Annotated in this window: 15 protein-coding genes, 16 tRNA genes and 2 rRNA genes (1 of these 33 cut by a window edge); 3 read left to right on the top strand and 30 right to left on the bottom strand. The window is 35.9% G+C overall.

Going from position 1 to position 19,368, the window contains the following annotated elements:
* The first annotated feature begins 90 nt into the window (after window positions 1-90).
* A complete protein-coding gene (bioA, locus tag ABID96_RS03310; RefSeq protein ID WP_192600807.1) occupies window positions 91-1,452 on the top strand; it encodes an adenosylmethionine--8-amino-7-oxononanoate transaminase in 1,362 nt (453 codons plus the stop codon).
* A 108-nt stretch (window positions 1,453-1,560) separates the two neighbouring features.
* Here bioA and ABID96_RS03305 read toward each other — a convergent pair whose 3' ends face one another.
* Window positions 1,561-2,202, bottom strand: a complete 642-nt coding sequence (locus tag ABID96_RS03305) for a YczE/YyaS/YitT family protein (protein WP_192600806.1) — start codon at window positions 2,200-2,202, stop codon at window positions 1,561-1,563.
* A gap of 18 nt (window positions 2,203-2,220) precedes the next feature.
* The gene (locus tag ABID96_RS03300) at window positions 2,221-2,661 is read right to left on the bottom strand and encodes a GNAT family N-acetyltransferase (RefSeq protein ID WP_192600805.1); all 441 of its coding nucleotides are present in this window, start codon (window positions 2,659-2,661) and stop codon (window positions 2,221-2,223) included.
* 119 nt (window positions 2,662-2,780) lie between these two features.
* Between ABID96_RS03300 and ABID96_RS03295 the strand changes: the two genes are divergently transcribed.
* A complete protein-coding gene (locus ABID96_RS03295; RefSeq protein WP_192600804.1) occupies window positions 2,781-3,233 on the top strand; it encodes a MarR family winged helix-turn-helix transcriptional regulator in 453 nt (150 codons plus the stop codon).
* Window positions 3,234-3,290: 57 nt separating this feature from the next.
* Here the strand turns inward: ABID96_RS03295 and ABID96_RS03290 are convergent, their stop codons facing one another.
* The 4 genes from ABID96_RS03290 to ABID96_RS03275 all read right to left on the bottom strand — a co-directional run bounded on the left by ABID96_RS03290 (window position 3,291) and on the right by ABID96_RS03275 (window position 7,043).
* Complete coding sequence (locus ABID96_RS03290) at window positions 3,291-3,869, bottom strand: hypothetical protein (protein WP_192600803.1); 579 nt, start codon at window positions 3,867-3,869, stop codon at window positions 3,291-3,293.
* 160 nt (window positions 3,870-4,029) lie between these two features.
* Complete coding sequence (locus ABID96_RS03285; protein ID WP_192600802.1) at window positions 4,030-4,416, bottom strand: FixH family protein; 387 nt, start codon at window positions 4,414-4,416, stop codon at window positions 4,030-4,032.
* A gap of 110 nt (window positions 4,417-4,526) precedes the next feature.
* Window positions 4,527-5,915, bottom strand: coding sequence for a PepSY-associated TM helix domain-containing protein (locus ABID96_RS03280; protein ID WP_192600801.1), 1,389 nt, complete (start codon window positions 5,913-5,915; stop codon window positions 4,527-4,529).
* Between the two features lie 579 nt (window positions 5,916-6,494).
* Window positions 6,495-7,043: an NADPH-dependent FMN reductase gene (locus ABID96_RS03275; RefSeq protein ID WP_192600800.1), complete on the bottom strand. Its 549-nt coding sequence runs from the start codon at window positions 7,041-7,043 to the stop codon at window positions 6,495-6,497.
* Window positions 7,044-7,162: 119 nt separating this feature from the next.
* Here ABID96_RS03275 and ABID96_RS03270 point away from each other — a divergent pair, with 119 nt between their 5' ends.
* Window positions 7,163-7,516, top strand: coding sequence for a winged helix-turn-helix transcriptional regulator (locus ABID96_RS03270; protein WP_192600799.1), 354 nt, complete (start codon window positions 7,163-7,165; stop codon window positions 7,514-7,516).
* Window positions 7,517-7,853: 337 nt separating this feature from the next.
* Here the strand turns inward: ABID96_RS03270 and yhbH are convergent, their stop codons facing one another.
* The 24 genes from yhbH to ABID96_RS03150 form a co-directional block, all read right to left on the bottom strand.
* Window positions 7,854-9,041 (bottom strand): sporulation protein YhbH, encoded by a 1,188-nt coding sequence (yhbH, locus tag ABID96_RS03265; RefSeq protein ID WP_192600798.1) that lies wholly within the window; start codon window positions 9,039-9,041, stop codon window positions 7,854-7,856.
* Between the two features lie 278 nt (window positions 9,042-9,319).
* Window positions 9,320-10,222 carry an aldo/keto reductase gene (locus ABID96_RS03260; RefSeq protein ID WP_192600797.1) on the bottom strand — a complete coding sequence of 301 codons (903 nt, stop codon included), beginning with the start codon at window positions 10,220-10,222 and terminating at the stop codon, window positions 9,320-9,322.
* A 103-nt stretch (window positions 10,223-10,325) separates the two neighbouring features.
* Window positions 10,326-12,221, bottom strand: coding sequence for a PrkA family serine protein kinase (locus ABID96_RS03255; RefSeq protein WP_192600796.1), 1,896 nt, complete (start codon window positions 12,219-12,221; stop codon window positions 10,326-10,328).
* A gap of 442 nt (window positions 12,222-12,663) precedes the next feature.
* Window positions 12,664-13,158: a tRNA (uridine(34)/cytosine(34)/5-carboxymethylaminomethyluridine(34)-2'-O)-methyltransferase TrmL gene (trmL, locus tag ABID96_RS03250; protein WP_192600795.1), complete on the bottom strand. Its 495-nt coding sequence runs from the start codon at window positions 13,156-13,158 to the stop codon at window positions 12,664-12,666.
* A 62-nt stretch (window positions 13,159-13,220) separates the two neighbouring features.
* A complete protein-coding gene (locus ABID96_RS03245) occupies window positions 13,221-14,135 on the bottom strand; it encodes an amidase domain-containing protein (RefSeq protein ID WP_192600794.1) in 915 nt (304 codons plus the stop codon).
* Between the two features lie 77 nt (window positions 14,136-14,212).
* Entirely contained in the window at window positions 14,213-15,337 is a 1,125-nt protein-coding gene (gene queG, locus ABID96_RS03240) for a tRNA epoxyqueuosine(34) reductase QueG (protein WP_192600793.1), read from the bottom strand.
* Window positions 15,338-15,873: 536 nt separating this feature from the next.
* Window positions 15,874-15,956 (bottom strand) — tRNA-Leu (locus tag ABID96_RS03235).
* 94 nt (window positions 15,957-16,050) lie between these two features.
* Window positions 16,051-16,134, bottom strand: a tRNA-Leu gene (locus ABID96_RS03230).
* Between the two features lie 15 nt (window positions 16,135-16,149).
* Window positions 16,150-16,220 (bottom strand) — tRNA-Cys (locus tag ABID96_RS03225).
* 6 nt (window positions 16,221-16,226) lie between these two features.
* Window positions 16,227-16,301: transfer RNA gene (locus ABID96_RS03220), tRNA-Gly, on the bottom strand.
* 3 nt (window positions 16,302-16,304) lie between these two features.
* A tRNA-Gln gene (locus ABID96_RS03215) sits at window positions 16,305-16,379 on the bottom strand.
* 63 nt (window positions 16,380-16,442) lie between these two features.
* Window positions 16,443-16,518, bottom strand: a tRNA-His gene (locus tag ABID96_RS03210).
* Window positions 16,519-16,532: 14 nt separating this feature from the next.
* A tRNA-Trp gene (locus ABID96_RS03205) sits at window positions 16,533-16,606 on the bottom strand.
* Window positions 16,607-16,614: 8 nt separating this feature from the next.
* A tRNA-Tyr gene (locus ABID96_RS03200) sits at window positions 16,615-16,699 on the bottom strand.
* A 10-nt stretch (window positions 16,700-16,709) separates the two neighbouring features.
* Window positions 16,710-16,782, bottom strand: a tRNA-Thr gene (locus ABID96_RS03195).
* Between the two features lie 30 nt (window positions 16,783-16,812).
* Window positions 16,813-16,888: transfer RNA gene (locus ABID96_RS03190), tRNA-Phe, on the bottom strand.
* A gap of 8 nt (window positions 16,889-16,896) precedes the next feature.
* A tRNA-Asp gene (locus ABID96_RS03185) sits at window positions 16,897-16,972 on the bottom strand.
* A 3-nt stretch (window positions 16,973-16,975) separates the two neighbouring features.
* Window positions 16,976-17,052, bottom strand: a tRNA-Met gene (locus tag ABID96_RS03180).
* Window positions 17,053-17,102: 50 nt separating this feature from the next.
* A tRNA-Val gene (locus ABID96_RS03175) sits at window positions 17,103-17,178 on the bottom strand.
* A 12-nt stretch (window positions 17,179-17,190) separates the two neighbouring features.
* Window positions 17,191-17,265: transfer RNA gene (locus tag ABID96_RS03170), tRNA-Glu, on the bottom strand.
* 27 nt (window positions 17,266-17,292) lie between these two features.
* Window positions 17,293-17,384: transfer RNA gene (locus ABID96_RS03165), tRNA-Ser, on the bottom strand.
* A gap of 4 nt (window positions 17,385-17,388) precedes the next feature.
* Window positions 17,389-17,463: transfer RNA gene (locus ABID96_RS03160), tRNA-Asn, on the bottom strand.
* Between the two features lie 9 nt (window positions 17,464-17,472).
* Window positions 17,473-17,588, bottom strand: a 5S ribosomal RNA gene (rrf, locus tag ABID96_RS03155).
* A gap of 130 nt (window positions 17,589-17,718) precedes the next feature.
* A 23S ribosomal RNA gene (locus ABID96_RS03150) occupies window positions 17,719-19,368 on the bottom strand; it runs 1,289 nt beyond the window's last position.

Here is a 19,368-nt window from a genome sequence, read left to right as displayed (position 1 = left end):
AAACTAATAAAATTAAATTACCATGCAAATAAAATATATGTCAACCAAATTAATTATTTAGGTTAACATATAGCATTAGGAGGTTAACTTATGGAGAATGAGCTTTATCAAGAACTATCATTGAAAAATAAACAATATGTATGGCATCCATTTACTCAAATGCAAGATTACATAAACGAGGAACCGCTCATCATATCACATGGGAAAGATAGAAAATTATTTGATGTATTGGGTAATGAATATTACGATGGCGTTTCATCAATCTGGTTAAATGTTCACGGACATAATATTAAAGAATTAAACGAAGCAATTAATGAACAATTAAACAAGGTTGCGCATTCAACATTATTAGGGATGGCAAATATTCCGGCCATTCTTTTAGCAGAAAGATTAGTCAATATTGCGCCTGATGGTTTAGAGAAAGTATTTTATTCAGATTCGGGTGCAACAGCTGTTGAGATTGCTATTAAAATGGCATATCAATATTGGAGAAATATCGGAAAAAATGAAAAAAATACATTTGTCACTATGAAGGAAGCTTATCATGGAGATACAATTGGAGCCGTTTCAGTAGGAGCAATTAATTTATTTCATCAAGCCTATAGTGATTTACTATTTCCAAGTATTAAACTCTCCTATCCACATCTTTATCGTTCAAAGTATGAAGGAACACGAAAGGATGTAACAAAAGCTTATTTAAATGAAGTTGAAAACCTATTTATTGAAAAAGCGGATTCAATCGCTGCATTGATCATTGAGCCAATTGTTCAAGGTGCAAGTGGAATCATTGTGATGCCACCTGGATATTTAAAAGGATTGGATGCGTTATGTAAAAAATATGAGGTATTATTAATCGCTGATGAAGTAGCAACTGGTTTTGGCCGAACGGGAAAAATGTTTGCTTGTGAACAAGAAGGAATTACACCTGATATTCTTACGTGTGGAAAAGGATTAACAGGAGGATATCTCCCTGTTTCCGCAACTTTAACGACGAATACTATTTATGAGGCATTTCTAGGAACATATGAAGAACAAAAAACTTTTTTCCACGGTCATAGTTATACAGGCAATCCACTTGGATGTGCTGTTGCATTAGCAAACCTAGACTTATTTGAAAAAAATCAATTAATAAACCATGTGGAAGAAATAAGTTCCTTTATTGAAGAGTCATTAAGAACATTTTATGACTTACAGCATGTTGGGGACATTCGTCAAAGCGGAGTCATGATTGGAATCGAGCTTGTCCTCTGTAAAGAGACGAAGGAGCCGTTTCATTGGAATGATCGAGTTGGTGTTCGAGTTACAAAAAGAGCAAAAGAATTAGGTTTATTAACTCGACCTCTTGGAAACGTAATCGTCTTTATGCCACCTTTAGCATCAACAAAATCTGAATTAGAGGAAATGCTAAATATATTATATAAAGCAATTTCTGATTGTACTGAAAAACAATGAATTACTAATTCTATTTTTATTCTATAATACCCCGCTTATATAACAGTTCCCCCTCTAATAAAAGAGGGGGTTTTTCTGTCTTTATTCTTGCTTGGGTAAAGATCCAAACTAAATAGAATGACTATTTTCTACATGATTAGATTTTTTCATTAGTAATTTGTTTACACGACTCTTCATAGTAGGCATACAAATATTTAAAATTGGACCGCCTAAACAAACTGTTAAAACAGTACCTATACCAATTGGTCCTTTAAAAATGAATGCTAATAACAAAAAGAGAACATAAAGGATCGTTTTAGAAATCATATAATTCACTTTTAGTCTTTCTCGAATAATTAACATTGATTGATCTACTGGAATCGGTGCAAAGTTTGTAAGAAGATATATTGCACTACCGATTCCAGTGACAATTAAACCTATTCCAAAGCAGATCAGTTTACTAATAAAAATCTCAGGCAAAATGACATGCTCCAGTAAAAATAGCCATAAATTTATACTTAATCCCGTAATAAGTGCTGTAGCTAAACCCAAATATTCTGGTCTATTTCGTTTTAAAATTGAATTACAAAAGATCAAAATCAGTGCAATTATGATTTCCCAAGTTCCTACCGTAAAACCTACAGTCTTAGATAATCCGACTAAAAGTGCATCAAAGGGAGATGTACCTAAATCTGATAAAATCGTTAAAGCTACTCCTAATGTTAAAATGGTGATTCCTAACCCATATAATAAATATCTCGTCTTATTCACCTTCTCATTACGTAATACTTACTTTGCAACTAACTCTTTTGTCATCAAAATATGAGGAATTCCATCTTCCATAAATACGTCTGATGAAGTTTGATATCCCAGCTTCTCATAAAACCCCTCAGCATGTGTTTGACCGTGCAATTTCACTTTGGTGATCTCTTTTTCTACCGCAATTGCTTCTAAAGCTTTGATGATGACCTTTCCAAGGCCAAATTTTCGATAAGGCTCTAAAATACAAATTCTTTCTAATTTACCTAAACCATCAACCCATCTAATTCTTCCTGCGCCAACTGGCTTGCCATCATAATAAGCTAAAATATGCTCTGCTAATCCATCTAGTGAATCAAACTGGTCAAATTCATCCACTAAGGGCACTCCTTGTTCCTCTACAAAAACGCTTTTTCGTATTTCAAAAGCTACATTCAAATCATGATTTTCAGTTATTTTTACTGCATTCATCTTTCATCATTCCTTTTCTAGATTTATTTCAATATGTGAGTCATAATATATATATCTTTACTAAACAGTATAATCTCATTTTTGTTGTAAATACAACAAAATAATAAGGAGTTTTATAAATGAAGGAAATACTTCGCGAAATTGGCATGATCGCTAGAGCATTAGATTCTATTAGTAATATTGAATTTAAAGAACTTGAACTAACGAAAGGACAATATTTATATCTTGTCAGAATATGTGAAAATCCAGGAATCATTCAAGAAAAATTAGCCGAAATGATAAAAGTTGATCGCACAACTGCAGCCCGTGCCATTCAAAAACTTGAACAACAAGGATTAATTGAAAAGAAAAATGATGGTATTAATAAAAAGAACAAAGGATTATTTCCAACAGATAAAGGACAACAAATCTATCCATTTCTAAAAAGAGAAGGCGATCATTCAAATCAAGTTGCATTATCCGGCCTTTCTACAGACGAAATTGAGACAGTTTTTAACCTCCTTCAAAAAATCAGAAAAAATGTTGAAGTCGACTGGAACCATGTAAAAAAAGGGAACAAAAGGGAATATTAATGAAAAAAAAACAGAAAAACCATGAATTTGGTTTTTCTGTTTTTTATTCACAGACATTTAGCCACCTTGTCTATCAATTACTTCTCCATCTTTTGAAAGACCTCTAACAATATGATTCTTTCCAAACTGATAATAATAACGTTTTCCTTGATCGGTAATCATATTTGCCTGTTTAAACTCTTGTTCTTCTTCTGTTTTCGTTTCTACTTTTTCTATAAGGTTATTATTAATTTCACCAAAAACCACATAGAAATCATGGAGTGTTTTCCCTTCATCATTCGATACATATAGATTTTCATCATAAACTGTCATGTTATGATTTTCATAATGTGTCCATCCATTGTGACCAATATTTTCCCAGCCTTTTTGATTGCTTCCTTCAAAGAATGCAACTGATATTACTTCATAATTTGCAGGGGAAGAATCATCTAGAATTGGGACAGTTGTATAAAAAACAACAGTTACTTTGTCGTGTAATACTGTGTGAATAATATGCTTGTTTTTATAAGGAATTCCTTTTTCAATCGCCTCTTCAAAAGAATCGTACTTACCAAATTCATAGTCAGATAATATGAGTTTGATAGAGAAGGCGATCAAGATTAGAATCGATAATGGAATGAATACTTTTTTCTTCATCCTCTTCCTCCTACTGGATTTATCAAGTGATTTCATTCATTGTATCTTTCATTTATTTACTTCATTCCTTATTAATTCTCTCGCATTTAACGAATTCCTCTGTTATTCCATCTCTTTCTATAACAAAAAAACATCTATTTAAAAGATGTTTTTTAATTTATTACTTTATAAGTGTCCCGTTAACTTTCCGAGTATGTTCCCCTTGATTTAAAACAATTGTTTTACTCCATGAACCATCCATTGGCAATTCAATTTTGCCTTTGTAGACTCCCTTGGAAGTTTTTTTCAGTTTTCCTTCAGCTTTATGATTCATACTTTTCATTGTCAGTATAATTTCTACGGAATCAACATTCACTAACTCATTTTTAGAGTTTGTTAAAGATACTTGATAAGTATGCTCAGAGTTTTTTGATGTTGGCTCATCTGAAAGTTCAATGTTAATACTATCTAAGAATTTATTTGAAACTGGTTCTTTTGATTGTCCACATCCAGACAAAATTGTTACAAGTAATAACGGATAAATTATATATTTTTTACCTATTCTCATTTTGCACCTCATGTTAACAAAATTTTTCATTTTTTATTAGCAAAAAATTGCTAAGTACTCGTTACTACGAAAACTTAGCAATCTATTATTCTATTACAGAAATGGTTTGTTTATTCTAATCCTGGTCGACGTACTTTTTGTTTTACTAATTTAACAATAAACTCAATTAAACCAATTAAGAAGATTGATGCACCTACCATTGGCATTAAAAGTCCACAAATGACAGAAATCAATAAAACACCTAAATAGAATTTATTACCCTCAGATGCTTTTGGTATGCCAATTTTATCTTTTGGCCTACGTTTCCACCACATCGTAATTCCACTAAAAACAATGAGGATTAGTGATAAGCAAGCTATTAAATCAATGATTAAATTTGCTACACCAAAATATCGACCTTCGTGTAAAGCGATCCCTGTTTCAACCGTTTTATCGAAAAGACTATAATCTTTCCAACGATAATCAAGTAAGACCTTCCCGCTATACTGATCTATATCCATAGTTACATAATTTTTTACACTACCCGCTGCAAAGCCGTACGAAGAAATTAAATATACACCTGTATCTCCTTCTGGCATATTAATTGTATAGCCAGGATGAATATTTGTCTTCTCAGCAATTTTTATCACATTTTCGATTGGTAACATTCCTTTATTGCTATAAACTGATTCAGGGACTGGAATATTCTCAGCTGCCCACGGTGTTTTTGCAACTTCTTTTGTCACTTTAGTCGATTGAATACTGCCATCCCATAAATGCTCAGGCGCATTTGATAAATTAGCTTTTGCTACAAATGTATTTAAACGCTCCCCGAATGAGCTAGCCCAAGGTAGACCTGATAAGACTAACAATAATAAAATAATTGTCATCCAAAATCCGGTACTTGCATGTAGATCTCGCCAAAATATACGAGAACCTTTACCTATTCGAATTCGAATAACATCAAGAAATGTTTGCCTATTACGAGGGAAATATAAATATAATCCAGTTGCTAACAAGATAATTGCCCAAGATGCTGATAACTCAACAAGATGATCCCCAATCTTACCAACCATTACTTCTCCATGTAGTTTTACAATAATCTCCATAAACCGTTTATCATTTTGCAGTTCTCCTAATACTTTTCCTGTATAAGGATTCACGAAAACAGTATAACTAACATCGCCTTTTGCAATTCCAATTTCTGTTGCACGTTCAGGATCTTTCACATTTGTAAAAGATGTAATCGCGTCAACAGAATATTTATCTCTTACAGCTTTTAATTGTAAACTTGGCGTTAATTCTTTTGAGCCTTTTTCAACATAGTGTAAATCTGGGTCCAACATTGGTTCTACATAAGGTTTGAATAAGTATATCGAACCTGTAATTGCTAACAGAATCAAAATCGGTGCAAAGATCATCCCCCCATAAAAATGCCATCTCCAAATTGTCTTATACAATGACATTTTTTTAGATACCACTTGCTCTGGCTGTGATTCCAAATTTGTATTTACTTCCATTTCATATACCTCGCAAATTAGTTTCATCTACCTGAGACAGTATAATATACAATTGTGATATCTTAATGAAGTTTTAAGAAAAGTATTATTTAATTTCAGACAAAAAAAACGCCGAAGCGATTTTTTTCATACTAATATTAGTCTATTCTATCTCAATAATGACGATTTTCCCTACCCGGCAATACAGTAAAAGATTTTGCTGAATTTCTTCATTTCGATATGTATAACACGTAAGATCTGTGAATTCGCGATGGGAAATGTCGTGGGTAGTATTAATTAATTTATATGTATTTCCTCTAAACTTGAGCTTTCGTTCTATTGAAGGTTGCTCTGCCATGATTTGTTCTATTGTTCGAAAATCCATCTAGTTCACTCCTTTATGTTCAATTTTAGTATAAGCCTGGAATGTTTATGTTAGACGTAAATTTGCTTTATTTAATTTAGAATATCAATTAAGAGTCAGTCCACTATTAAAAGTAATAATCTATTCATCTAATTTTATAATATAAAAGAGAATTTATTTTATTCATAAAAAAAAAGAGGGCTATGTTACATATCCCTCTTTCTATAAAAATTTACTTATCGTAATGTTTTTAATGCGCCGCTCCAAGCCACAACTTGGTCAAGCATATCATTAACATTTTTATTATGTAACTCGGCAGGTTTGAACGTCGAAAAGTTTTCAAAATCTGTAAATAAAGAAAGTGTTGGGTGAACCCTTACATCTGCTACTTGTAATTCTCCTAATATGCCACGCAAATGCTCTGCTGCACGAGCACCACCAGTCGAACCATAGCTTACAATACCAGCCGCTTTATTAGCCCATTCATCACGTGCAAAATCAACCGCATTTTTTAATGCCCCACTAATGCTGTGGTTATATTCTTGAACAACAAATACAAAACCATCTAAGCTTGATAGTTTTTCAGACCAAGCTTTTATTCCAGGCTCTGTTCCATCAGTTGTACCTAAAAACGGTAGTTTAAAATCTGCGATATCAACTATTTCGTAATTCGCATCACCACGTTGTTTTGCAATACCTTCTACCCATTCACCAACTTGCGGACTAACTCGCCCTTGTCTTGTACTCCCTAAAATAATTCCGATTGATAGTTTTGCACTTGTCATTTTTCTTCCTCCTTGTTTAAAATTTGTTACTACTGTTATAATAATCCCTAAGAATTCACATTAGAAGTAGACACTTAAATGTGACCTAGTTTACAAAATGATACCTAGGAGGAATGTTAATGACTGAAGAATGTAATGGTTCCGTTGAAACGGCTCTAGATATTTTAGTAGGAAAATGGAAGCCCGTAATTCTTTTTCATATCTTTCAACACGAAACATTACGGTTTAGTGAATTACAACGTTTAGTTCCTGAAATAACGAAAAAAATGCTGACTTCTCAACTAAGAGAATTAGAGTATCATGATATTGTTCATCGAAAAGTTTATGCGCAAATCCCGCCTAAAGTTGAATATTCAATCACTGAATATGGAAAAGGTATCACACCTATGTTGGAATCATTAAATAAATGGGGAAATTTACATTTAGCTCATTTAAGAGAGCTTTACGGAGAAGAGGCCGTAAAGCACAAATAAACTGATCTATTTCAAAAATGAATGTCGAAAATAATACACTATTTGAATTTTACAATGTCGATCTTTACATATAATTAATAACTTATAAACTTAATAATCTTTACTTAGTAAAATATTAGATTAGTGAACTATAAGATTAAAAGAGTCTTCTTGTATTCAAGAAAGGCTTTTTTTGTATAAAATTTATAACTAGTTTTTGGGCTGATCTTACTTCATCAAACGACTAATACATTTTTATTTTGTTAAATTGCCTTAGTCCAATAATGAAACAGAAAAAACCCTCAATAGGGGTTTTTCTGTTTTAAATTTCTACTGATTCCCGCTCCTTATCCTACCTCTATTTCGCTGCTTTCTCCTGCTCCTGTTTAAAGAAGCTCTTCATAGAATGGAACACATCTGATTTCTGCTTTAAGATATAATGGCGGAATTTCTCATCATTTATGTTTTTATATGCGGACATTAGAGTAGAATGACGGTTGTATTGGTTTACTTCTCCGTAACCAAACATATTACTTACTTTCATTAATTCCTGCACAAGTTTAACACAACGTGCATTGTCAGAAGTTAAGTTATCACCATCTGAGAAGTGGAAAGGATAAATATTGTAGCGTTCAGGTGAGTATTTATAGTCAATTACTTCGAGTGCTTTTCGGTATGCAGATGAACAAATTGTTCCTCCGCTTTCACCTTTCGTGAAAAATTCTTCTTCTGTAACAACTTTTGCCTCTGTATGATGTGCAATAAATTCAATATCTACTGATTCATATTTTGTTCTTAAGAATCTTGTCATCCAAAAGAAGAAGCTTCGAGCCATATATTTTTCCCATAGGCCCATACTGCCGCTCGTATCCATCATTGCTAGAACAACTGCTTTTGATTCAGGTTTTCTAATCTCATTCCATGTACGGAATTTTAAGTCTTCTGGTGATATTGGATGAAATGCTGGTGTTCCTCTCATAGCATTTCGCTTAAATGCAGACATCATCGTCCGTTTCTTATCAATATTTCCCATTAACCCTGTTTTTCGGATATCATTAAATTCTATATTTTCAACGGTATTTAAGTCTTGCTCTTTTCGTTTTAAATCTGGTAATTCTAACTGACTAAATAGAGCTTCCTCTAATTCCATTAGTGAAACCTCTGCTTCGTAATAGTCTTCTCCTGATTCTTTTCCTGCTCCTTGCCCTTTTCCTGCTCCTTTTTGAGGCTGACCACTTTGTGATCCATCTCTTGCGACTACATCACCAATTTTACTGTCACCAGTTCCTTGACCTACATGTTTATTCTTATCATAGTTATAACGAATCTTGTACTCATCTAATGAACGAATAGGGATTTTTACGACATCTCTACCGTTGGACATGATGATACTTTCTTCTGTAATTAAATCTGCTAAGTTCTTTTTTATCGCTTCTTGTACCTTCTCTTGGTGGCGTTGTTGATCGTCATGTCCTTTACGATGGAGGGTCCAGTCTTCCTGTGAAATGGTAAAATTATGCTTTTGTTCTATATTTTCATTACTCATTTTCTTTCCCTCCCTTACTCTCGTTGTATTTATTTTTAAAAATAAAAAAAATCGTCACACAGTAATACACCTATGCATACACTAATTCGGTAGGTGGATTTCTACCCTTTTTTATGGATTACTCTATCATATGCAAGACGACACAATTATTGACAATCTTTCTTTTATTTTTTGCACCCATTTTTTCAGAAAATAGGACAAGTCTTTGAAATACAGTATATTAATATAAAAAAAGAAGTGGGATCCTTCTTTTAGCAAAAGGATACCCACTTCTTTTTTTATGGTAAATTATGACCCATTCCGGCCACATAGATTCGTAACCATTGTTCAGATGTCATACTTAATTTTGAAGCTTCTACAGCAGTTTTTACTCTTTCTATTTTTCCAGACCCTACGATTGGCATCATGTTTGCAGGATGAACTAGTAACCATGCATACATTACTTCATCTATTGAATTTGCACCGATCTCATTACCAATTTCTTCTAGCATTGAACGAACTCTAACAGCAGCTTCAGATTGACTAGTAAAAATCTGGCCCCCAGCAAGAGGCGACCAAATCATTGGAGCGACTCTTTTTTCTAAAAGTAAGTCTACTGTTCCCTTTTCAAAATGCTCAAACTGCATTGGCGATACTTCAATTTGATTTGTTACTAATGGCATATCTAAATGCTCCTGTAGCATATTGAACTGTGAAGGTAAGAAGTTAGATACACCAAAATAACGAACCTTTCCTTCTTTTTGAAGTTGATTAAATGCTTCAGCAACTTCTTTTGGATCCATGAATGGATTTGGCCTATGTATTAAAAGTAAATCGATATAATCTGTTTGTAGATTTTTTAATGAATTATTTACACTCATTAAAATGTGTTCCTTACTTGTATCATAATGATTCATTTTAAGATCAGGAAACTTAGAAGATTTTAGTTTAATCCCACACTTCGTAACAATTTGGATTTTTTCACGAAGCTCTGGTTTTAGTGCTAAAGCGTTCCCAAATATCTCCTCACAAGTATAACCACCATATATATCTGCGTGGTCAAATGTTGTAATACCTAATTCAATACATTCTTCTATGAATGATATTAATTGCTCTGATGACATATTCCATTCTGATAAGCGCCATAAACCATGGATTATTTGTGAGAACTCAAGATTTTCTGCTAAAGGTATTCTTTTCATTATTAGTAGCACCCTTCTTTTTTCATATTACCTTATTATAAAAATATAAATTTATAAATGCAAAAGAAAACAGCTATCAGAATTTGATAGCCGCTTTAAGAATTTATCGATTTAGTAATGAACCTACATAGCGTAATAATTCATTTGCAGATGTTGAATTATATCCATATTCATCAATTAGTCGACTTACTACATCATTTATTTTCTTCAATTGACGCTCATCAGGTGTTTTTGTGGACGTCGTAATTTTAACAACATCCTTCAAATCCGAAAAAAGTTTCTTTTGGATTGCTTCTTTTAATCGTTCATGTGAATTATAATCAAATCGTTTACCTTTACGTGCATAAGCAGAAATACGGATTAATATTTCTTCACGGAAGGCTTTTTTAGCATTTTCAGAAATACCAATTTGCTCTTCAATTGATCTCATTAGTTTCTCATCTGGATTCATTTCTTCTCCAGTTAACGGATCACGTAATTTGTTTTTATTGCAATAAGCTTCTACATTATCTAAATAATTATCCATAAGGGTTTTTGCTGATTCTTCATATGAATAAACAAATGCTTTTTGAACTTCTTGTTTAGCGATATCGTCATACTCTTTTCTTGCAATCGAAATAAAGTTCATATAACGTTCACGATCTTCATTCGAAATAGATGGATGCTGGTCTAAACCATCTTTTAATGAACGTAAAACATCTAAGGCATTAATAGAAGGTATTTCTTTTCGGATAATTGTAGAAGAGATTCGGTTAATTACATAACGCGGATCAATTCCGTGCATTCCTTCATCCAAATATTCTTTTTTCAACTCTTCTAAATCAACTGTATTATATCCTTCTACCATTTCACCATCATATAAACGCATTTTTTTAACTAAATCAATATCGCCTCGTTTAGGTTCCTTTAATCTAGTCAAAATTGTAAACATCGCAGCTACACGTAAAGTATGAGGTGCAATATGAACATTACTTACATCACTCTCAGAAATCATTTTTTGATAAATTCTTTCCTCTTCACTTACCCTTAAATTATAAGGAATCGGCATAACGATGATCCTAGAGTGCAACGCTTCATTTTTCTTATTATTAATAAATGATCTGTACTCAGTTTCATTTGTGTGAGCAATAATTAATTCATCCGCTGAAATCAATGCAAAACGCCCTGCCTTAAAGTTTCCTTCTTGTGTCAGGGATAATAAGTGCCATAGGAACTTTTCATCACATTTTAACATCTCTTGGAATTCCATCATTCCACGGTTAGCTTTGTTTAATTCCCCGTCAAATCGATAAGCACGAGGATCTGATTCTGAACCAAACTGTGCAATTGTTGAAAAGTCTATACTTCCTGTTAAATCTGCAATATCTTGAGATTTAGGATCTGATGGACTAAATGTACCAATACCTACTCGTCGATCTTCTGATAAAAATACTCGTTCGACGACGACATCTTCAATTCTTCCACCAAACTCTTGTTCAAGCCTCATTAAATTTAATGGAGATAGATTTCCTTCAATGCGTATCCCATATTCATTGAAAAAATCATCTCTTAAGTGATTTGGAATTAAATGTAATGGATCTTCATGCATTGGGCATCCTTTAATAGCAAAAATTGAACCTTGTTCTGTTCGTGAATAAGCTTCTAGACCTCTCTTTAACATTGTTACAAGTGTCGATTTACCACCACTTACAGGACCCATTAACAATAAGATACGTTTCTTTACATCTAATCTTTTCGCAGCTGGATGGAAATATTCTTCGACTAGTCTCTCTAATGCTTCCTCTAATCCATAAAGGTTGTTACTGAAGAAGCTATACGTTTTCTTTCCGTTTACTTCTTCAATTCCTGCATCTTTAATCATATTATAAATTCTTGAATGTGCAGTTTGGGCAACCCATGGCTCCTCTTTTAACATTTCAAGATACTCAGCAAAAGTGCCTTCCCATTTCAATCGTTGTTCCATATCACGATGCTGCTCAAGTTTCTTTAATATATCCATGGACAAGTACCTCCTTTTTCTCATCTGTAAGAGAGATTATTAAAAGATATGCGAGTATGTCCGTACTCATGCTATATCTTAAGAGGGAAAATATTTTTTAATCGAGACTAATTTCACATAATACATAATTTTACTTTCATATTTCTACGTTTTTTTTGTATAATAAGTTTAGGGAATTGGGAAATTTTCAATTGGGAGGATACATACTGATGAGATTAACATTAATTTTATTAGTTATAGCTGCATTTTTATCTGCAATTTTTTCAGCTGGCTATAATGACAGACCTGGACTAAAAAACAAATAATAAGTAGAAGATGCTTCTTAATAAGGATTTAAAAGTTATGTTACGCTAAAATCCTATATTAATGAAGCATCTTTTTTTGTAAAAAAAATGCACCTTTTTTTGTAAAAAAAAAGCACCTAAAACGGTGACTTTTTGTTTTATTGCGAGTAATCTTTTACCATTAACAACTCACGAAAATCTTGTTGTCTTAATGCTTCATAAATTAAAATTGCAGCTGTATTAGATAGATTTAATGAACGAATGTGATCTGTCATGGGTATTCTTAAACATGTTTCCATATTTTTTTCGATTAATTCTTTTGGTAAGCCCGTCGTCTCTCTACCAAATACGAAAAATATTTCATCATCCTGATTCGAATAATTAAAATTAGAATATGTTTTTTCTCCAAATTTAGTTATGAAATAAAACTTTCCATTTTCATATTTAGAAAATAATTCATCTAACGAATCGTGATAGTGAATATCCACATGCTCCCAATAATCTAGTCCTGCTCTTTTTAGCATTTTATCATCTGTTGAAAAACCCAATGGACGAATTAAATGCAAACTAGTATCTGTTCCTGCACAAGTACGTGCGATATTGCCTGTATTTGCTGGAATCTGTGGTTGATATAATACAACGTGTATTCCCATGTTTTCACCTCTATAATTGTTTCAATGTCTTCTATTATACCAATTCAGTATTATGAATGGAATTATTCCATATTAGGTTTATTTAATCCATCTACGATATGGAAATATTTATATTTTATATTGTCAGTGTAAGCTGTTGAATCGTAATAAGACCAATAACGTTTTCGACTATTTTGAGTATGCGCATTTACTAAAGGTTCCCCATTCTCGTCTTTGGCAACCACAATTGTACAATGGTTCCATCTGCCGTCGCCTTCAAAGTCATATAAAATCAGATCACCTAAACTTAATTCCTTTGGATTTCCTACCTCTTCGGCTTTAATCCCCGTTTGTGATTTAGGTAAGTATTTTCTTAATGCGTGTGCCACTCTCCAACTATAGCTACTTGCAGAATAATTCTTATACCACCATCCAACTGCGTTTTTAGGCATACCATTCATTTTCAATCCACCCGCTCTTAAACATTGCGAAATAAAATTTGTACAATCATTCGCGTACAGAGGGTACTCTTTATTATGCCCATCCCACCATGTTTCAGCATATTTAACAGCATTGAATCGATTGTATATATTATTCCGATCCATTGTTGTGTCTTGTTCATCTTCTTTTATTTCAATTTCATTAGGATCATCTTCATATTTAATAGGAAATTCTATATCATACACCATTTCATGATGATTTAAAGCCATCTGTCTTTCTTGTTGTTCTTCTTCAAAATATAAGTCTGTTTGTTTTAAAAAATAGCGAATATGCAAAGTATAATTAACATATGTGATGTCATCATCGGTCCATATATTTTTTACTTCTACATTCCCGTATGCTTTTACAAGTGAGATATTTCGTTGATGATATAATTCAACTTTACGTTGAATTGCTAAAAATTCACTTTCTTGAATGAGATGGCTTCTTGATCCATCTCCAAAGTATAATTGTAAACGCTCTTTAACATAGCGTTCAAAAAGGTCTCGATTTAACAAGAAAATCCCCCCTTCTCAACATTCGCTTATATTCTATACGATGTTGAGAAGAAGGAGATTATACCTCTCTTCTATTATTACTTTGAAAGAATACGATTAATTTCTTCTATTACTATTTCATCTGTTTCAGTTTTGAGACATTCATTTATAAAAATTGCTCCATTTTCACGATCTATTTCTGAAATAGCCCAAATTGCTGTTCCTCGGATAACTGGCCTTACATCATGAATAGCAAGATTCTTTAAGTCATCTAATGCTGTATCATCCTTAAAATGAGCTAATGCGATAATAGCGTTTCGTTGAATTGGATTCTTCCCTCTCCATGAACCTGACATTTGACCAAACTGTCTTTTAAATTCCCTATTACTTACTTTCAATACTGAACGTAATAAAGGTTTAACCGTTTCAGGATCTGGTTCCATCTCTTCGTGGTGAGTAAAATTAACACCTTTATTCTTTGGACAAATTGTTTGACATGTATCACAGCCATAAATACGATTACCTATTTCTTTTCGGAACTCTAGTGGAATCATTTCTTTTGATTGCGTTAAAAAAGCAATACAGTTTTTAGCATTTAACTGTCCTGGAGCGACAATTGCGCTTGTTGGACATACATCCATACATTTTGTACATTCTCCACATTGATCTTCAATTGGTGTATCCGGCTCAAATGGTAACGAGGTTATCATCTCGCCCAAATAAACATAAGACCCATACTCTGGTGTGATAATCGAACAATTCTTAGCACTCCAGCCAATCCCTGCTCGCTCAGCTACTGCTCGGTCCACTAACTCACCTGTATCTACCATAGATTGAACTTTTGCATTTGGATAATGTAATAAAATAAATGACTCAAGCTGTAACAATTTCTTTTTAACAACAGTGTGATAATCTTCTCCCCATGAAGCACGACAAAATATCCCCCTAGTAGAACCCTTTTTACTTTTCGGGGCATCTTTCATTTTAGAGGGATAAGCTAATGCTATCGCTATTATTGAATGTGCTTCATTCATTATTTTTCTGGCATCTGTTCTACGTTCAATATCTTTTGCTTCAAAACCTGATTGATAGTTTAATTCTTGTTGTTCATATAATCTACTTTTCAAAGTAACAAAAGGATCTGCTGTAGTAAATCCAATTTTATCAATGCCTATTTCCTTACTATATAATATCAATTCTTTTTGAAATTCTTTTATGTTCATCCCTATCACCTTACAGTTCTTTAGTACGAGTATATATTAACTATTCTAGTCAGAAAGTTCATAGTTTAAAAAGTACAGATAAAATGATCATACACTAGAATACATATTTTAGATATTTATTTATCTAACCATAAAAAAACGCAATGTATCGTTCTCCTATGGAATCAATACACTGCGTTGTTATCAAGTTATAATAAATCTTTGAATGCTCATACAACTAACTATATATCTATAAGTTATAGGTAAATAGTAGTGATTGCTGAACTATGTATATAAATTTAACATACATATGTCAGTAACTCAAGAAAAAAATCATATTTTGTCGAATTTTAGTCTTAGTAAATATTGGTAAAAATAAGTAATCAATACGATTATTTGGAAGTGTAACGATTATGATTTTCCGCCAGAATAAATACTTATTAAGTAGAGCAATCCCCTTTATCCCATTAACAAATCTTCTTCTTTTCAACTTACTCCTAAATAAAACAAAAAAAGGATCTTGCATACAGCAAAATCCTTCTTTCTATTTTATATGATAGCGGTGACAGGACTTGAACCTGCACGTCCGTGAAGACAATAGATTTTGAGTCTACCGTGTCTGCCATTCCACCACACCGCCAAAACGATATACAACAATTATAGTATATGACCTATTAATTGTCCAATTATATCTGAATATAAAAACCTCTTACATTTGTAAGAGGTTTTTTTGATACCGAGGGCCGGACTCGAACCGGCACGGGGTCAACCCCCGCAGGATTTTAAGTCCTGTGTGTCTGCCATTCCACCACCCCGGCATGGGAAAATTAAAAAGGCGGTAACCGGATTTGAACCGATGATAAAGGTTTTGCAGACCTCTGCCTTACCACTTGGCTATACCGCCGTAATATGGAGCGGAAGACGGGGCTCGAACCCGCGACCCCAACCTTGGCAAGGTTGTATTCTACCGCTGAACTACTTCCGCATGTGGCTGGGCTACCTGGATTCGAACCAGGGCATGACGGAATCAAAATCCGTTGCCTTACCGCTTGGCTATAGCCCATCAATTTATATATTATATAAAGTAATATATACTTATATCACTTAATTGCTACAATAATTTATATGGGGCGACTGATGGGAATCGAACCCACGAGTGTCGGAACCACAATCCGATGCGTTAACCACTTCGCCACAACCGCCATTATTATTAAATTGGCAGGGGCAGTAGGAATCGAACCCACACCAAAGGTTTTGGAGACCTCTATTCTACCGTTAAACTATGCCCCTATAATAAATGGTGGAGGGGGACGGATTCGAACCGCCGAACCCACAGGGAGCGGATTTACAGTCCGCCGCGTTTAGCCACTTCGCTACCCCTCCGGTTAAAGAGTGCCGACTAGAGGACTTGAACCCCCAACCTACTGATTACAAGTCAGTTGCTCTACCAATTGAGCTAAGTCGGCATTTTTTATTTTTTATCTTTTAAAATAAGATGGTGGCTCGGGACGGAATCGAACCGCCGACACGAGGATTTTCAGTCCTCTGCTCTACCGACTGAGCTACCGAGCCAACTTAAATGGCGGTCCCGACCGGGATCGAACCGGCGATCTCCTGCGTGACAGGCAGGCATGTTAACCGCTACACCACGGGACCATTTGGTTGCGGGGACAGGATTTGAACCTGCGACCTTCGGGTTATGAGCCCGACGAGCTACCAGACTGCTCCACCCCGCGATAATGTGGATACTAATTAGTTTAGTTCCATGAATATTCATTTAATAATATGGTGGAGGATGACGGGCTCGAACCGCCGACCCCCTGCTTGTAAGGCAGGTGCTCTCCCAGCTGAGCTAATCCTCCATAATATAAAAGTGGTGACCCGTACGGGATTCGAACCCGTGTTACCGCCGTGAAAGGGCGGTGTCTTAACCGCTTGACCAACGGGCCAATTTATTGGAAGTCCTAATTTAAATGTGGCGGAGAGCAAGGGATTTGAACCCTTGAGACAGGGTTACCCGCCTACACGATTTCCAATCGTGCTCCTTCGGCCACTCGGACAGCTCTCCAAAATGGCTCCGCAGGTAGGATTCGAACCTACGACCACTCGGTTAACAGCCGAGTGCTCTACCACTGAGCTACTGCGGAATAATCAGAACCAAGCGACGTTCTACTCTCACAGGGGGAAACCCCCAACTACCATCGACGCTGAAGAGCTTAACTGCCGTGTTCGGTATGGGAACGGGTGTGACCTCTTCGCTATCATCACTTGATTCAATTTCCTTGGGACATTAATCATTATATCAAAATATCTACTAAAGTCAATGACTTTTTGCTAATATTTTTTAACGATTGAATGATTTTTTGTACCCTCAAAACTAGATAATGTCATTATCAAACTTGTTAGTTAAGTCCTCGACCGATTAGTATCAGTCAGCTCCACGTGTCACCACGCTTCCACCTCTGACCTATCAACCTGATCATCTCTCAGGGGTCTTACTAGCTTAACGCTATGGGAAATCTCATCTTGAGGGGGGCTTCATGCTTAGATGCTTTCAGCACTTATCCCTTCCACACATAGCTACCCAGCCATGCTCTTGGCAGAACAACTGGTACACCAGCGGTGTGTCCATCCCGGTCCTCTCGTACTAAGGACAGCTCCTCTCAAATTTCCTGCGCCCACGACGGATAGGGACCGAACTGTCTCACGACGTTCTGAACCCAGCTCGCGTACCGCTTTAATGGGCGAACAGCCCAACCCTTGGGACCGACTACAGCCCCAGGATGCGATGAGCCGACATCGAGGTGCCAAACCTCCCCGTCGATGTGGACTCTTGGGGGAGATAAGCCTGTTATCCCCGGGGTAGCTTTTATCCGTTGAGCGATGGCCCTTCCATGCGGAACCACCGGATCACTAAGCCCGACTTTCGTCCCTGCTCGACTTGTAGGTCTCGCAGTCAAGCTCCCTTATGCCTTTACACTCTTCGAATGATTTCCAACCATTCTGAGGGAACCTTTGGGCGCCTCCGTTACTCTTTAGGAGGCGACCGCCCCAGTCAAACTGCCCACCTGACACTGTCTCCGAGCCGGATAACGGCTCTAGGTTAGAATTTCAATACAGCCAGGGTAGTATCCCACCGACGCCTCCACCGAAGCTGGCGCTCCGGCTTCTCAGGCTCCTACCTATCCTGTACAAGCTGTACCAAAATTCAATATCAAGCTGCAGTAAAGCTCCACGGGGTCTTTCCGTCCTGTCGCGGGTAACCTGCATCTTCACAGGTACTATAATTTCACCGAGTCTATGGTTGAGACAGTGCCCAAATCGTTACGCCTTTCGTGCGGGTCGGAACTTACCCGACAAGGAATTTCGCTACCTTAGGACCGTTATAGTTACGGCCGCCGTTTACTGGGGCTTCAATTCAGAGCTTCTCCCGTAAGGGATAACCCCTCCTCTTAACCTTCCAGCACCGGGCAGGCGTCAGCCCCTATACTTCGCCTTACGGCTTCGCAGAGACCTGTGTTTTTGCTAAACAGTCGCTTGGGCCTTTTCACTGCGGCTCTCCCGGGCTTGCACCCAAAAGAGCACCCCTTCTCCCGAAGTTACGGGGTCATTTTGCCGAGTTCCTTAACCATAGTTCTCTCGCTCACCTTAGGATTCTCTCCTCGCCTACCTGTGTCGGTTTGCGGTACAGGCACCTATTTCCTCGCTAGAAGCTTTTCTTGGCAGCGTAGAATCAGGAACTTCGGTACTATATTTCCCTCGCCATCACAACTCAGCCTTACGATGTGCGGATTTGCCTACACATCAGCCTAATTGCTTGGACGCGCATATCCAGCAGCGCGCTTACCCTATCTTTCTGCGTCCCTCCATTGCTCAAACGGAAATCAGGTGGTACAGGAATATCAACCTGTTGTCCATCGCCTACGCCTGTCGGCCTCGGCTTAGGTCCTGACTAACCCTGGGAGGACGAGCCTTCCCCAGGAAACCTTAGGCATACGGTGGACGGGATTCTCACCCGTCTTTCGCTACTCATACCGGCATTCTCACTTCTA

The organism is Gottfriedia sp. OAE603, assembly GCF_040543965.1.
Classification (GTDB): domain Bacteria; phylum Bacillota; class Bacilli; order Bacillales; family Bacillaceae_G; genus Gottfriedia; species Gottfriedia solisilvae.
This window is presented reverse-complemented; position numbering and strand designations above follow the sequence as displayed.